The sequence below is a fragment of the Salinicola rhizosphaerae genome (genome assembly GCF_014652715.1).
In the GTDB taxonomy this organism is placed as follows: domain Bacteria; phylum Pseudomonadota; class Gammaproteobacteria; order Pseudomonadales; family Halomonadaceae; genus Salinicola; species Salinicola rhizosphaerae.
The window spans coordinates 327,797-342,560 of the sequence record NZ_BMZI01000004.1 but is presented as its reverse complement, the minus strand read 5'-3'; the positions used below and the strand labels follow the sequence as shown (position 1 = coordinate 342,560).

Annotated in this window: 15 protein-coding genes; 5 read left to right on the top strand and 10 right to left on the bottom strand. The window is 62.8% G+C overall.

The window, feature by feature from the left end:
• Positions 1-54: 54 nt before the first annotated feature.
• Complete coding sequence (locus IE125_RS10325) at positions 55-1,521, bottom strand: sodium:solute symporter family protein (protein ID WP_189444575.1); 1,467 nt, start codon at positions 1,519-1,521, stop codon at positions 55-57.
• Positions 1,518-1,712 carry a hypothetical protein gene (locus tag IE125_RS10320; RefSeq protein ID WP_189444574.1) on the bottom strand — a complete coding sequence of 65 codons (195 nt, stop codon included), beginning with the start codon at positions 1,710-1,712 and terminating at the stop codon, positions 1,518-1,520. The genes IE125_RS10325 and IE125_RS10320 overlap by 4 nt, the downstream gene beginning before the upstream one ends.
• Before the next feature lie 148 nt (positions 1,713-1,860).
• Here IE125_RS10320 and nadC point away from each other — a divergent pair, with 148 nt between their 5' ends.
• From nadC to IE125_RS10300, 4 genes are all read left to right on the top strand, one after another.
• Positions 1,861-2,754 carry a carboxylating nicotinate-nucleotide diphosphorylase gene (nadC, locus tag IE125_RS10315; protein WP_189444573.1) on the top strand — a complete coding sequence of 298 codons (894 nt, stop codon included), beginning with the start codon at positions 1,861-1,863 and terminating at the stop codon, positions 2,752-2,754.
• A gap of 4 nt (positions 2,755-2,758) precedes the next feature.
• The gene (locus IE125_RS10310) at positions 2,759-3,913 is read left to right on the top strand and encodes an SIR2 family protein (protein WP_189444572.1); all 1,155 of its coding nucleotides are present in this window, start codon (positions 2,759-2,761) and stop codon (positions 3,911-3,913) included.
• Between the two features lie 116 nt (positions 3,914-4,029).
• Entirely contained in the window at positions 4,030-5,001 is a 972-nt protein-coding gene (locus IE125_RS10305) for an XdhC family protein (RefSeq protein ID WP_189444571.1), read from the top strand.
• Entirely contained in the window at positions 4,988-5,608 is a 621-nt protein-coding gene (locus IE125_RS10300) for a nucleotidyltransferase family protein (protein ID WP_229809042.1), read from the top strand. The genes IE125_RS10305 and IE125_RS10300 overlap by 14 nt, the downstream gene beginning before the upstream one ends.
• Positions 5,609-5,615: 7 nt before the next feature.
• On the opposite strand, the gene IE125_RS10295 is transcribed toward IE125_RS10300, so the two are convergent.
• Complete coding sequence (locus IE125_RS10295) at positions 5,616-5,993, bottom strand: diacylglycerol kinase (RefSeq protein WP_189444570.1); 378 nt, start codon at positions 5,991-5,993, stop codon at positions 5,616-5,618.
• Positions 5,994-6,259: 266 nt separating this feature from the next.
• Here IE125_RS10295 and pip point away from each other — a divergent pair, with 266 nt between their 5' ends.
• A complete protein-coding gene (gene pip / locus IE125_RS10290) occupies positions 6,260-7,213 on the top strand; it encodes a prolyl aminopeptidase (RefSeq protein ID WP_189444569.1) in 954 nt (317 codons plus the stop codon).
• Positions 7,214-7,310: 97 nt separating this feature from the next.
• Here the strand turns inward: pip and IE125_RS10285 are convergent, their stop codons facing one another.
• The 7 genes from IE125_RS10285 to IE125_RS10255 form a co-directional block, all read right to left on the bottom strand.
• Positions 7,311-7,766, bottom strand: coding sequence for a hypothetical protein (locus tag IE125_RS10285; protein ID WP_189444568.1), 456 nt, complete (start codon positions 7,764-7,766; stop codon positions 7,311-7,313).
• A gap of 333 nt (positions 7,767-8,099) precedes the next feature.
• Positions 8,100-9,290, bottom strand: a complete 1,191-nt coding sequence (locus IE125_RS10280; RefSeq protein WP_229809041.1) for a M20 family metallopeptidase — start codon at positions 9,288-9,290, stop codon at positions 8,100-8,102.
• The gene (locus IE125_RS10275; protein WP_189444567.1) at positions 9,278-10,696 is read right to left on the bottom strand and encodes a M20 family metallopeptidase; all 1,419 of its coding nucleotides are present in this window, start codon (positions 10,694-10,696) and stop codon (positions 9,278-9,280) included. The genes IE125_RS10280 and IE125_RS10275 overlap by 13 nt, the downstream gene beginning before the upstream one ends.
• A 51-nt stretch (positions 10,697-10,747) precedes the next feature.
• Positions 10,748-11,779 (bottom strand): ABC transporter ATP-binding protein, encoded by a 1,032-nt coding sequence (locus tag IE125_RS10270; RefSeq protein WP_189444566.1) that lies wholly within the window; start codon positions 11,777-11,779, stop codon positions 10,748-10,750.
• Positions 11,776-12,777: an ABC transporter ATP-binding protein gene (locus IE125_RS10265; RefSeq protein WP_229809040.1), complete on the bottom strand. Its 1,002-nt coding sequence runs from the start codon at positions 12,775-12,777 to the stop codon at positions 11,776-11,778. The genes IE125_RS10270 and IE125_RS10265 overlap by 4 nt, the downstream gene beginning before the upstream one ends.
• Positions 12,777-13,736 (bottom strand): ABC transporter permease, encoded by a 960-nt coding sequence (locus IE125_RS10260; protein WP_189444565.1) that lies wholly within the window; start codon positions 13,734-13,736, stop codon positions 12,777-12,779. Before IE125_RS10260 ends, IE125_RS10265 begins: the two co-directional genes overlap by 1 nt.
• A gap of 10 nt (positions 13,737-13,746) precedes the next feature.
• A complete protein-coding gene (locus tag IE125_RS10255) occupies positions 13,747-14,664 on the bottom strand; it encodes an ABC transporter permease (RefSeq protein ID WP_189444564.1) in 918 nt (305 codons plus the stop codon).
• Positions 14,665-14,764: the final 100 nt, after the last annotated feature.

Sequence of the window (14,764 nt, the reverse complement as noted above, 5' to 3'; positions counted from 1 at the left end):
CGAGCCCGGCACAGGGCCGGGCTCGTCTTTCGTACACGCCGCGCTGCGTCGGGCTCAGCGACGCTTGGCAGTTTCCATGAAAGCTGCTGCACGCTCGGCGGAATGGCGAGTCATGAGGCTGACTACCACAAACAACACCACTGCGACCGGCAGCGCCCAGACGCCCGCCGGCAGTCCCAGCGGTTTGACGCCGCTCAGGTAGAGATAAACGACGACCAGCCCACCGCCGACGATGCTCGCCAATGCGCCAGCTGCCGTGCCGCGCTTCCAGTAGAACGCGCCGATGATCGCCGGCACGATTACCACTAGCCCCGTCGACGCCGCCACCGAGAGTACCGCGATCAAATTGAGCTGCAGCTCCGCGAACAGGAAGGCGAGAATCGCGATGATCGGCAGCACCCACTTGCCGACCTTGAGCTGCTTCGCCTCACTGGCGCCGGTGGCGACGTTGGCGTAGACATCCCGCGACAGCATCGAGGAGAGCGTCAGCATGATCGAATCGATGGTCGAGACGGCCGCGGCGAGAATTCCCACCATCACGATCACACCGAGAACCGGCGGCACGTGTTCGGACGCCAGCAGGGTCGGCGTGGCCAGATCCGACTTGGCCAGATCGGGAAACGCCACCAGCGCAGAGAAGCCCCAAAGCACCGAGACTACGGTGTAGATGAAACCGAAGATCAAAAAGCCGATCAGCATCTGTCGCATCGACTTGAGCGATGAAGGCATGAACAGTCGCTGGCTGACCTGCGGGTTGGAAAGGCTGAAGAAAAACCACGGAATGGTTAGCCCGAGGAAGGTCGTAAAACTGAACAGTCCGGGCCCGGGCACGACGAGCGAATCGGGATGATTCGCAGCGAGCGACGCGAACAGCCCCGAAAAGCCACCCAGCGAATGCACCACGAGAAGCGCAACTAGCGTCGAGGCGACGATCATGAACAGCGCCTGCAAGGAATCGGTCCACATCACCGAGCGAATGCCGGCGATGTACGAGAACAGAATCGCCAGCAGCGTCGACACGATCACGCCGGTGGTAAACGAGATCGCCCCCCCGCTCATGCCCGCCAGCAGATAACCGACGCCGGCCAGCTGTACCGCCGCATAGGGAATGAGAAACAGGCAACTGGCAACTGCCGTCGCGACGGCAACCTTCTTGTCAGCATACCGGTAGCCGAGCATTTCACTCGGTGTGACGAAACCGAACCGTTTGCCGACCGCCCAGAATTTCGGCCCGAAGATCGCCACCAGCGATACCCCGGCGAAATAGACGATCTCGAAGCCGAAGGCGCCCACGCCACCGGCGTAGGTCAGCCCGGCGAGTCCGACCATCATGAACGCACTATAGGTGGTGGCGCTGTAGCTCAACGCCGAAACGAACCCATTCATCTGCCGGTTGCCCAAGAAATAACCGGACATATCGACCCGCGCCCCGTTCGTCGAGTCGGCGCGTGACAGAAAGGCGATCACCAGGCCGGCAACCAGATAAACGGCGACGGCGGTCCAGATCAGTCCGAGGCTCATTCCTTGCCCTCCGACTGATCCTTGAAATCCCGCGTGATCAGAATGTTGGCGGCGATGACCAGCACGCCGACGACACACCAGAACAGAAAACTGCCATACCAGGCATGTATATCGCCCAGCAGCGCGAAAGGCACCACGTAACAAAGCAGAACGAGAATCCAGACACCCCAGATCCAGTGACGGGCCCGCATCGATCAATTCCCCTATCGTTGTTGTGAAGCGGTATGCTCGGCAGACGACATCGAGCGTGAAACAGCCATTCCGTCGACGATGAGCGCCTTGAAACGGCATCGGTCACGCAGGCACGCTCGACACCGCCCCAACCAGAACGGAAGCCGCATGATAGCACCTCGTCTCTCGCACACCCCGCCCTGGCCGACCGACCCGCTGCAGCTGGACCGCTCGCTCGACTCATTCCTGCGCGAAGATATCGGCCATGTCGATCTCACCTCCACGTTGATGATCGACGAGGCGCTCACCGCCGAATTCGAGATGGTGGCGCGAGAGCCGATAGTCGTGGCGGGGCTGGCTATTGCCGCGCGTGCCTTCACGCTCTACGAGGCGCGGATCGAGATCGAGGCAAGCGTCGAAGACGGTGCATCGGTGGATAAGGGCCGCGCGTTGATGAAACTCACCGGCCCGGCGCGCGGCCTGCTGACGGTCGAGCGAACGGCGCTCAATCTGGTGCAGCACCTCTCCGGTATCGCCACGCTCACGGCGCAGTACGTCGAACGCATCGCCGGCACCGGCGCGCAGCTCGTCGACACGCGCAAGACCACACCGGGGCTACGCGCGCTCGAGAAGTATGCCGTCGCCTGTGGCGGCGGACGCAATCATCGCCTCGGCCTGGATAGCGGCATCATGCTCAAGGACAACCACATTGCCGTCTGCGGCAGCATCGGCGCGGCCGTAGCGCGAGCCAAGGCCCGAGTTCCGGTGCTGACACGGATCGAGGTCGAGTGCGACCGTCTCGATCAGGTGGAAGAAGCGCTCGCCGCCGGCGCCGATCTGATCATGCTCGACAACATGACGCTCGAGGCGATGCGCACGGCGGTCGAGCGGGTCGACGGACGCGTCCCCCTGGAAGCCTCCGGTGGTGTCCGTCTCGAGACGATTCGAGAGATTGCCGAGACCGGTGTCGACTTCATCTCCGTCGGGCGCATCACGCAATCGGCACCGGCTGTGGATATCGGGATGGATGAAAGCCTCGCGATCTCGCCGGCCGAGGGCTGAGCCGATGACTGCCACCGGCATCGACAACGCGGATACGGTCGAGGCATTTACCCAGCTCATCGGCAAAATGATCGGACAGGACCCGGAGCACCGAAAACCGCCGGTCGTTACCTTCTGGTGCGGCGCCGGCTTCTCCAAGGCGTGGGACCCGCGTTCACCCACCGATGGCGAGCTGTTCGCCATCGACCTCGACGACATCAGGGACTTCCCGAATCTGCAGCACGTCATGCATGTGATGGGCTGGGAGAACTATCGCCACCTGGACTTCGAGCGCTTCAAGAACCTGCGCTACGTGCTGGACATGCAGGTTCGCTATCCGGACATTCGCAACCGCTATTTCGACGACCAGAACCTCCATCTCAGCATCAGCGAGCTGCGTACGCTGGTGATGCGGCGCTTCACGGCGGCGTGCGATATTCACAATGTCGATAACGCCACGCTGCGCTTCAACACTCAGGCGCTCACCCACGAGCAGCAGGCGATCTCGCGCTTCTTCGCCGGCCTCGAAGATCAAGCGCAGCGCGCCGGGCTAGGCGGCGACTGGCCGCTCTACCATTTCCTGACGACCAACTACGACTTCACGATCGAGACGATTCTGGAGCATGTCTATCGTCAGGACGCCCCCGTCTTCGGCCGCCTCTACCGGGGCGTCACGCCGCAGCGTATCTGTGCCGGTTCGATCTGGGAGCATCTGCCCCGGACCGTCGACCGTAATGTCATCAAGATCAACGGCGGCTTCGAGATTCTGCCAACCGCTGCCGGCTTCGATTTCGAGTACCGCCGCCGGAACGATACGCAGATCCGGGAGCAGCCGCCGCTGCTGATTCTGCCCTCCCAGGTGCAGGATTACGACGAACCCTACTTTCATCAGGTTTTCCCCAAGGCAGTCCGCTTGCTGCGGGAGACCGACGTTCTGGTCATCGTCGGCTACAGCATGCCGCAGGAAGATTCGCTGATCCGCTTCATCCTGCGCCAGCTGGCCGAAAGCCCGAACGATGCCAAGGGCAAGCACGTGTTCGTCATCGACACCAAGAACCATGCCACCATCAAGTCCCGGCTGGAGGAGATGTTCTTCTACCTGCCGCGCACCGGATGGCCACGCGAGTATTACTTCAGCGGCCGTTTCGAGGATTTCTGCACCCGCGTCGCATCGTCGTGATCCACCGTGATACTTGCCCGATCCTGCGAAATGGACCGGGGATGTCACGTTCGCGCTAGCCCTTCGCGCCGCATCGATTACGCTAGTAGCTTCGACTCCACCCCAAGATGACCCTCATGCAACATCTCGATCTTCAAGTGCTGGAAACCGCACTCGCGTGGACCAACGCCGGTGATACCGTCTGGCTCTGCAGCGTGCTGGCGACGTTCGGCTCCTCTCCCCGCGAACCTGGATCGATGCTGGTCGCCAAGGCTGATGGCAGCCACGTCGGCTCGCTCTCCGGCGGCTGCATCGAGGAGGACTTTCTCGGCCGCATCGCCGAAGGCGAATTCGCCGAGTCGCTCACCGTCGTTCGATACGGCGAAGGCGCCGACGAATCGCCACAGGTCTCACTGCCCTGCGGCGGTATTCTCGATGTGCTGGTGGAGCGACTGACGCCGGACGCCGAGACACTGACGCATCTCGAGGTGCTGCACGCCACGCTGCTCGGGCAACGCTCGCTGGTGCGTCACATCGACCTCGGCAGTGGTCGCAAGCGCTTCGTCGAGGCCGGCGAAAATGGCCCTCGCGTCGAACGCGATGGCGACATCATTCGTCTCCGCGTGGGGCCAGCGCTGAGGCTGATCATCGCCGGCATCTCGCCGGTATCGCAGTTCTGCGCCGAGTTCGCGCGGGCGCTGGGCTTCGAGGTGATCGTCTGCGATCCGCGCGAAGAGGCACGCCGAGGCTTCGATCTCGAGGGAGTCGAGATCCAGTCCGTCCTGCCCTCGCTGTTCATCGGCTCCGGCGCCGTCCATGCTGCCACGGCCATCGTCGCGTTGACCCATGACCCGCGACTCGATGACCTGGCGATGATCGAGGCGGTACGCACGCCGGCTTTCTATATCGGCGTCATGGGTTCTCTGCGCACGTCGGAGAAACGTGCCGAGAGGCTGAAGCGATCCGGCGGCCTCGACGACGATGCCATCGCCCGCATCCACATGCCGATCGGCTTGAACCTGGACAGCAAGACGCCTGCGGAGATCGCGCTGGCGGTCGTGGCCGACGTGCTCAGGGTGCGCCGTGGCAGAGCCCGTGACGCACTCTGAGCCGCGACCTCACGTGGTCGCGCTGATCATGGCCGCCGGCGTCGGCTCTCGCTTCGGCAGCGACAAGCGTCGAGCGCGACTGCCCGACGGCCGAACGCTGCTGGAGGCCACGGTAGACAACGCAGGCCAGGTTTTCGACCGACGCGCTCTGGTCGTTCGTCCGGGAGACGACATCGGTGCGCTGCTCCGCTCGGCGGAGGGCGCCAAGATCGATGTCATCGTCGCACCGAACGCCGAACGTGGACTCGCCGCAAGCCTGGGCGATGCGTTTCGCCATCTGAACGGTACCGATCGGACGAGCGACGCCTGCCCGCCCGTCGCCGCGGCGGTCATGCTTGGCGACATGCCATGGCTACGCATGGCAACCTGTCGAGCGCTGATCGCGCACGCTGCTACCGAGCGTATCGTCATACCTCGATACCGAGGCCGCTCGGGTCATCCGGTGCTGTTCGGCCGGGATTTCTGGGCGGAATTGGCCACGCTGCATGCCGGCGAAGGCGCTCGCGAGATTGTCTGCGTCAACCGGCAAGCCGTCCTCACCGTCGAGGTCGACGATGACGGCATCTGGCGTGATGTGGATCACCCGACGGACCTCACAAGCCGCTGAACAGGCGTCAGCCGAAGAATTTCTGGTACGCCAGCAGGCCCCAGGTAATCGCTGCCATACCCAGCGCCAGCATGACGGCGGCAGAGCCAATATCCTTGGCCCGCCCGGAGAGCTCATGGTGCTCGGGGCCGATGCGGTCAACGACCGTCTCGACGGCGCTGTTGAGCAGCTCGACGATCAGCACGAAGATGCAGCTGCCGACCAGCACCAGCCACTCGATGGGATTTTCACCGATCCAGTAGGCCAGCGGCACCAGTACGACGCAAAGCGCGAGCTCCTGACGAAATGCCGCTTCGTTGCGAAAGGCCGCGACCAGGCCTTTCAGTGAGTAGCTCGTGGAGTAGACGAGATGCCGAAAGCCGGTCTCCCGGGAACGTGATTTCATGGACTCTGTCATTCGGCCGCTTCTCGGCCGACCTCCAGCGATGTCGAGAATTGAGAGTCACCTCGGCGCGAGTTCCGAAGTCGACTGAATGCCGACGATGGTAGCAGAGGTCGCCGTACTGACAACGCTCGGCGCCGCCTTTTCCCGGCCGACGCGCTCCGATGGCATCGATATCGTCCATGAGGCACGCCAATCGCTGGTAAAATCCCGTCGCGACGATCATCAACAAGATCAATACCGAAAAACCCGCATCGACAAGGCCAATCATGTCAGACGTCTCTCCTCTCTACCCCCCTATCGAACCCCACAGCAGCGGCCATCTGGACACCGGCGACGGTCACCGGGTCTATTGGGAACGCAGCGGCAATCCCGACGGCAAGCCCGTGGTCTTCCTGCATGGAGGGCCGGGTGGGGGCTGCAAGCCAATCCACCGCCAGCTGTTCGACCCGGCTCGCTACGACATTCTACTGTTCGACCAGCGTGGCTGCGGACGCTCTACCCCGCACGCCAATCTCGACAACAACACCACCTGGCATCTGATCGAGGACATGGAAAAACTCCGCGAACAGATCGGCGCCGAACGCTGGCAGGTCTTCGGTGGCTCGTGGGGATCGACATTGGCGCTCGCTTACGCGGAAAAATATCCGCAGCGAGTCTCCGAGCTGGTTCTGCGCGGCATTTTTACCATGCGCCAGCAGGAGTTGGACTGGTTCTACAAAAGCGGCGCTCGCAACATGTTTCCGGAGAAGTGGGCGCGTCTGGTGGAAATCCTGCCCGCCTCCCGCCGCGACGACGTCATCCAGGCGTTTCATGAACGGCTCAACGGCGACGACCCGGCGTTACAGCTGGAAGCCGCGCAGCGCTGGAGCGTCTGGGAAGGCGAAACATCCAAGTTGATCCCCGCGGACGCCAGCGGGTCCCACGGCGCCGATCATTTCGCCCTGGCCTTCGCTCGGATAGAGAACCACTACTTCATCAACAAGGGGTTCTTCGAATTCGACGACCAGCTCATGCGCCAGGCGGATCGTCTCAAGGGCATTCCAGGCGTCATCATCCACGGTCGCTACGACATGGTCTGCCCGCTGCAGAACGCGTGGGATCTCAAGCAGGCATGGCCCGAAGCCGAGCTCGAGATCATCGAGGCGGCCGGCCATGCCTTCAGCGAGCCGGCGATCATGGCCGCACTGGTGCGCGCCACTGACCGATTCGCCGCGCGCTAACCCCACGAAAGGCACGCACAGAACGACAGAACGGGAAGCACCAAGGCTTCCCGTTCTGAGTTCCGGTGCCGGTATTCGGCAGCGGACAAGGCGCCGATCAGTTCTGCGGACGCTGCTTGGTCGCGTCGAGCCCCGTCTTCTTCTCGGTGGTGAGCTTGGTGATCTCGGCCGAACTCTCGATCGCCCTATCGAAGACATCTTTCAGATCGGCGATGGCACCGGTGCTGCCCAACGCGCCGTTGGCAGCATCCGAAAAGTTCCAGTGACCCGACAGCCCGTCGGCATTTGGATTGTCGAGCGTCTCGATGGTGGTGTAGACATCCGGGTGGCTCAGCATATAGCTCGCCGCCGCCGACACCTCGCTCGGCGTATCGCCACTGGCATTGTCGGCCAGTTTCTGTAGGTCGCTTTTCCAGACGGCACCGCCATGATCCTTGACGTAGTCCGCCAGTATCTTGCTGGACTGTGTCGAAGTCAGCTGGTCTTCGAAGGAGGAGTAGCTTGCGGAGGAGGCGGACGAACCGGCGTTGCCGGTAGCGGATACGGTCGACATCGGAATTTCCCTGGTATGCAATGGTTGTCACGTTATCGTTACGCGCATCGGGCTCTTCGGCGGCGCTGCCGTGGTTGGCAGCGGTCAGCAGTGAAGAGCCTGCGCCGGCCCGGGCAGTTCGCCCTGGAGACACCCTCGAGTATGCCGGGTAGCACATATCGAACGGACGCAACCATCGTATCGCTATGCGCCTTCTTGCATCTGCATAGATACAAAATGTGTCTACAAGTAACTTTCAAAACCCCGATGACCAGGTGTCACATCTCGCGTTACCGGCTGCTCACTTTCCGCTCACATTGATTTCGCTGACGCCTGGCTCGATCCGCCGTCACACTATTGCGTCGGTCGTCGAACCGATGACGTCAGGCTCAAAACCGTCATCGCGACAGCCTGTGCCCGGGGTACCAACGTTTCCAGACGACAATATTCATCGTCGGTATGCATCTTCGCGCCAACCGGCCCCGTGCCGCAGAGCGTAGGGATCCCCATGCTGGCCGTGGTGCCGGCGTCCGAGCAGCCGCCTGTAAATTCGCCTTCGACATCGAACCCCAGTGCAGCGGCCTGAGCGCGGTAGCGTGCGAAGAGCACTTCGCTCATCCTCGGCTCCATCGGCAGAAAGCCCGAAGTCTGGCGAACCGTGGCGCGCGTTCCGGGCACTTCCTCCTCCGCGACGATGGCCTCGATGGCGCCCATTAAGGCCACGCGTTGTTCATTGGTGACGAAACGCGTATCGAGCTGAGCGCTCGCGGCAGGTGCCACGGTATTTCGCGAAACACCGCCTTCGATCAGACCGACATTCGTCGTCACGCCAGTTGCGTAGTCGGTCAACGCATGCAGCTTGACGATCTTGCGTGCCAGCGCCTCGATCGCGCTCGCGCCGTCGGCGTGGCTGACACCGGAGTGCGCCGCCCTGCCTGTCACTTCGATCAGAAACGCCGCGCCGCCCTTGCGGCCGGTCACCACATTACCGCTGATACGGCCGGGCTCCGCATTGAACACGGCACGCGCTCCGGTGGCGGCTTCGCGAATGAACGCACTGCCGTCCGGCGAACCGATCTCCTCGTCCGCGGTGAACAGCACTCGCACCGGAAACGGCAGCGGCGCCAGTCGCTTGAGCGCGCGCAGCACGAAGATATTGAGCACGAGTCCGGATTTCATGTCGGCGACGCCCGGACCGTAGCCCGTATCACCTTGCTGCGTGTAGCCTCGCTTCACCACGGTACCCGTCGGGAAAACCGTATCGCGATGCCCCATCATCAAGACGTGACCGTGGGCCGTATCGCTGCCGTCCCCTTCGAGTCGAGCTTCCAGAATATCGCCGGCTTGCGCGCGCGGCGTGCGAATCACCTCGATGCCATCCGCTTCCAGCCATTCGACGATGACGTCCGCCACCGCGTCGGTACCGACCTTGTCGTGGCTATTGGAGTCAATGTTCACCAGCGTTTCCAAACACTCGACCATCGCGTCGTGCTGGTCGGTGAGCCAGGCGCGGGCCATCGTCCCGATCTCATTCAACGATGCCATGTTTCTCGCTCCTTCAAAATGTCCTGGCCCTGTTCGGCAAGGTCCCACCATAATCCGGCCATGATTCCCAACCCTTCGCGCACGATGCTCGCCAATGCGTGTTCGTCTGGCGCGTGCTGAGAACACGCCGGGTAGGAGTGCGGGACCCATAGCGTCGGAAGCCCCAGCGTCTCGGCGAAGACATCGTTGGGTAACGAGCCGCCGAGATTAGGCAGAAGCGTCGGCGTCTTGCCACTGGACTCGGCCATTGATGCCAGCGCCCAGCCGACCCAGGGGTCCGTTGGGTCGAGTCGGGTCGCGTTCATCTGCGACATGCGTGCACTACTGACCTCGATATCCTCGAAGCCATGGGCGTCCAGATGCTGGCGCAGGTGATCGATGAAATGCTCTCGGTCACTACCAACGACGAATCGCAGCTGACAGTGGGCGTAGGCCTCGGCGGGGATGGCGTTAGCCGGCGCGTCCGGGTTGCCGGCCTTAATCGCCAATAGCTCCAACGTATTCCAGGCAAACAGGCGCTCTGAGGGAAGCAATCCTGGTTCGCCCCAGTGGCTATCGATCGCAGGATCGCCGGGCGTCGCGCCAACGGTCAGGGACTTCACCGCTTCGCTGACCGCAGAGGGGATTGCCGGTGGCCGCAGCCCCTCGATCATTATCCGACCCTGAGAGTCGACAAGTGTCGCCCAAGCATTGGCCAGCCGAGTCGCCGGATTGGAGAGCACGCCGCCCCAGTTTCCAGAATGGTGCGCCCCATGGCGAGCGCGCAGGTGAAGATCGAAGTTGAACGAACCTCGCGAGCCGAGGAACAGTGTGGGCGAATCCGCGGACAATCGCGGACCATCGGATGCCATGAAAAGATCCGCGGCCAAGCGCTCACGATAGGTTTCGCAAACCGCCTTCAGGCCAGGCGATCCGGTTTCCTCTCCCATCTCGAGGATCAGCTTGACGCTGTAGCCCAGCCTGCCATCGCGCGCCTCGATCACACTCTTCAGCGCGCTCAGGTTGATGCTGTGCTGTCCCTTGTTGTCGGCGGTACCCCGGCCATACCACCGCTCTCCTTCCACCACGATCCGCCAGGGTGAAAGCCCATCTCGCCACTGCTCGTCATAGCCGCGCACGACATCACCATGACCGTAGGTGAGCAGCGTCATCGCCGCATCGGCTTCGATGCGCTCGGCCAGCAGAAACGGGCCAAAACCGTCGACCGGGTTATCGACGATCTCCCAGGTGAATCCCAGGCTTTCGATCTCGGGGATCACGAAGTCGGTCAGATAGCGTCGCAGCTCGCTGTCGCGGCCCGTCTCCTGACTCTCGCTGCGTACCGCGATACGGGCATCCAGCAGCTGCCGAAAATCCCCGCTGTCGAACGTGTGCCAAACCTGCTCGAGCGCCTGATGTCGCGCCATGAATTACTCTCCTCGAACTGAGCGAAAAATCGAATATCTGAAGGATGATCTTCATGCGAAATGGCAGGCGACCCGCGACCCTGGGGTACCGACGTCTTCCAGACGTGGTCGAGTCTCCAGGCAAGTGGCCTCAGCCTTGGGGCAGCGCGGATGAAACGGGCAACCCGGCGGCGGATTGCTGGGATCCGGCATCGCGTCATTCAAGCCGATATCGGGCACCCCCAGCCCGGGTTCCGGCGTCAGTGCCGAGGCCAGCAGTGCCTGGGTGTAGGGATGGCGAGGATTGCCGAAAATCTGCTCGCGTGTGCCCTCTTCGACGATACGACCCAGATACATCACCGCCAGGCGGTCGACCAGGTGCTCGACGACCGCCAGATCGTGGCTGATGAACAGATACGTCAGGCCGAACTCCCGCTTGAGATCCAGCAGCAGATTCAGAATCTGCGCCTGCACCGACACATCCAGCGCCGAAGTCGGTTCATCGCAGATGACGATACCCGGCCTCATGATCAACGCCCTGGCGATCGCCACCCGCTGGCGCTGGCCACCGGAAAGCTGGCCGGGCGTCTGCTGCGCGGCGCGCTTGGGCAAGCCGACCAGATCCAGCATGTCGGCGACTCTGGTCGAACGCTCTCGCGGCGAACCCAGTCCATGAATGGCCAACGGCAACCCGACGATCTGCTCGATCCGCTTGCGCGGATTGAGCGAGGAATACGGATCCTGAAAGATCGGCTGGATGTGCCGAGCCAGTGCTTTCTGGTCGGCGCCTCGCAAGGGCTTTCCGTCTACCAGCACATCGCCGTCAGTCGGCGTCGTCAGCCCCAGCAACATCTTGGCCAGGGTACTCTTGCCGCAGCCGGACTCACCGACCAGCCCCATCACCTGCCCGCGGGGAATCCGCAGGGACACCTCGTTGACGGCGCCAAGCGTGCGGCCACGCTTGAACAGACCGCCGCCGAGGGTGAAGTGCTTGGAGAGACCGCAGAGTTCCAGCGCCGGGGGCTGCCGATTCGTCGCCTCGGGTGGCGCCGACGGCGGGGACGGCGAGGCCGCGGGTGAAACGATCCTCGATAGCGCACTCATGAGCTCATCTCCGCTTGGGGCACGGCAGGCGCCAGTCGATCGGCAAAATGACAGCGTGCCCGGTGGTCGTCGGGCAAGGCCTGCATCGGCGGCGTCTGCTCGCAGGTCATCTGCGCCTGCGGACACCGGTTGCGAAAAGCACATCCCTCGACATGGCCGACCAGACTGGGGACGACACCGGGAATCGCCTGCAGGCGACTACCCGGTGGCGTCTTGCCCGGCGCGGGGATACAGCTGAGCAGCCCTCGCGTATAGGGGTGACTGGGGTTGGCGTACAACGCGGCGGTGGGCGCGGCCTCGATCACCTCACCGGCGTACATCACCGCGACGCGATCAGCGATACGTGCCACCACGCCCAGGTCGTGAGTGATGAAGATCACCGCTGTCCCGAACTCCTGCTGCAGCTCACGCAACAAGCGCAGAATCTGCGCCTGGATGGTGACATCCAGCGCCGTCGTCGGCTCGTCCGCGATGATCAGGTCGGGCTCGCACATCAGCGCCATGGCGATCATCACGCGCTGGCGCAGGCCACCGGAGAGCTGATGGGGATACTGGTTCAGACGCTCCGCCGCGGCACTGATACCGACGCGTTCCAGCAGATGGATAGCCCGCGCCCGCGCCGCTCGCCGATTGCCCAGCTTGTGACGCAGATACGCTTCGCAGAGCTGATTACCCAAGGTATAGGCGGGATTGAGCGCCGTCATCGGCTCCTGAAAGATCATCGCAATGCGCCTGCCGCGCAAATGACTGCGCTGGCGCTCGGAGGCGGCGGTCAGATCGGTTCCGTCGAAATCGAGCCGGCCGGCCGTCAGACGCGCCCGGCGCGGCAGCAAGCCCATCAGCGCCAGCGAAGTCATCGACTTGCCACAACCTGATTCGCCGACCAGACAGAGCATCTCACCGCGATCGACGGAAAAGTCGATGCCGCGCACCGCGTGCAGCATGCCGGCCTCGACCGGCAGATCGACGCGCAGGTCCTTCACTTCGAGCAGTGACATCAGTTGCGTCCTCCCGGTGCGTTGAGATCTCTGAGCCCGTCGCCCAACAGGTTGATCGCCAGAACCAGGAGAAAGAGTGCGACCCCAGGAATGACGATGACCCAGGGTTGAAAGAACATGTAGGCCTTGCCCTCGGCGACCATCAGCCCCCAGGACGGCAACGGGGGCTGCACACCCATGCCGAGGAACGACAGCGTCGCCTCCAGCAGAATCGCATGGGCCATCTCGAGGGTGATCACCACGATCAACGCACCCGTGATGTTGGGCAGGATTTCGCGTACCAGAATGTAGGCTCTCGAACAGCCCAGGGTGCGGGCCGCGTAGATATACTCGGCGTCGCGCAGCTGCTGGGTCACGGAGCGCGACACCACCGCAAAGCGATCCCACAGCAGCAGGCCCAGCAGCACGATCACCGTGACCAGAGAGCCTCCCGTGAGCGATGCCAGCGCCAGGGCAACCAGCACGACCGGCATCGCCAGTCGGGTCGTGATCACATAGCTGATGACGGCATCGACACGACCGCCGAAGTAGCCCGCCAGCACGCCCAAGGTGGTACCGATGACACCGGAGATCAGCGCGGCGATCAGCCCGATCGTTAGCGAAATGCGGGTGCCGTAAAGCAGCCGGCTCAAATAATCACGCCCCAGCTTGTCGGTACCCAGCACATGCTCCCAAGTGCCTTTATCGTGCCAGATTGGCGGCACCATGCGGTTGGCGATGTCCTGAAAATAGGGGTCGTGAGGCGCCAGCAGCGGCGCGAAGATCGCAATCAATACCGCTAGAGCGACAAGGCAGAGGCCGATGGTCAGACCGCGGTGGCCGAACAGCCGCCGAGTGAGTCGCGACCATACGGGAGCCGGCAGCGGAATCTCGCCCAGCGCCATCGGTTTGGTATTGGGGCCGGTCGCGCTGGAGGATGGTACCGAGGGGCCAGCAGATGAAACGTTGGAAGCTGTCATGATGTGCGCCTCAGCGTGTGCGGATACGGGGGTCCAACGCAGCGTTGGCGATATCCGCCAGCAGCGTCAGCACGATGTAGAACATGGCAATGATCAGCACCACGGCTTGAACTACCGGATAGTCATTGCGCGAGATGGCGTCCCAGGCCAACTGGCCCAGGCCATTGAGCGAAAACACCGACTCGATCACGACAGAACCGCCCAGCATGAAGCCCAGCTCCACCGCGGCGAGCGCGACCACCGGGATCACGGCATTACGCAGCGCGTGCTTGAAGATAACCGATCCTGCTCTCAATCCCTTGGCACGTGCGGTACGGATGTAATCCGACTCCAGCACCTCGAGCATGCCGGTCCGAGTCAGGCGCATCATCGCTGGGGTCGCGTAATAGCCCAGCGCAATGGCCGGCAGCACGAAGTTCTGCCAGTTACCTGCCCCGGCGGCAGGCAACCATTGCAGTGTGACTGCAAATACCACGATCAGGGTCAAGCCGAACCAGAAGCTCGGCATTGCCTGGCCAACCACGGCGAACAGCAGCGCCAATCGATCGACCCAGGTGTCACGCCGGATCGCCGCCACGACGCCCAGCGGGATGGATACACAGACGGCGATGGCCAGCGCGAGGCCGCCCAGCGTCAAGGTGATAGGCATACGATCGACGATCAGATCGACGACCGTGCTCTGGTAGTAGTACGAGCGGCCGAAGTCGAACTGCAGCGCGCCACCCAACCAGTCCAGGTATTGATTGATGATCGGCCGGTCGAGACCGTAATCGACGCGAATCTGCTCGACCTGCTCGACCGTTGCCTCGGGCCCGGCAATAGAAGCCGCCAGGTCGCCCGAGAGATGCAAGAGCATGAAACTGATGATCGAAATCGTCAGCGCCACGCTCAGCGCGACGATGATTCGCCGCAAAATGAAGATGCCCATGCTGCTTGCTCCCTATTCCCACGCGGCGCCATGACGATGCGACGCCTGGCCACACCAGGCCACTACCGCGCGACGCCGAGTCGAATCAGACGATCGCGCG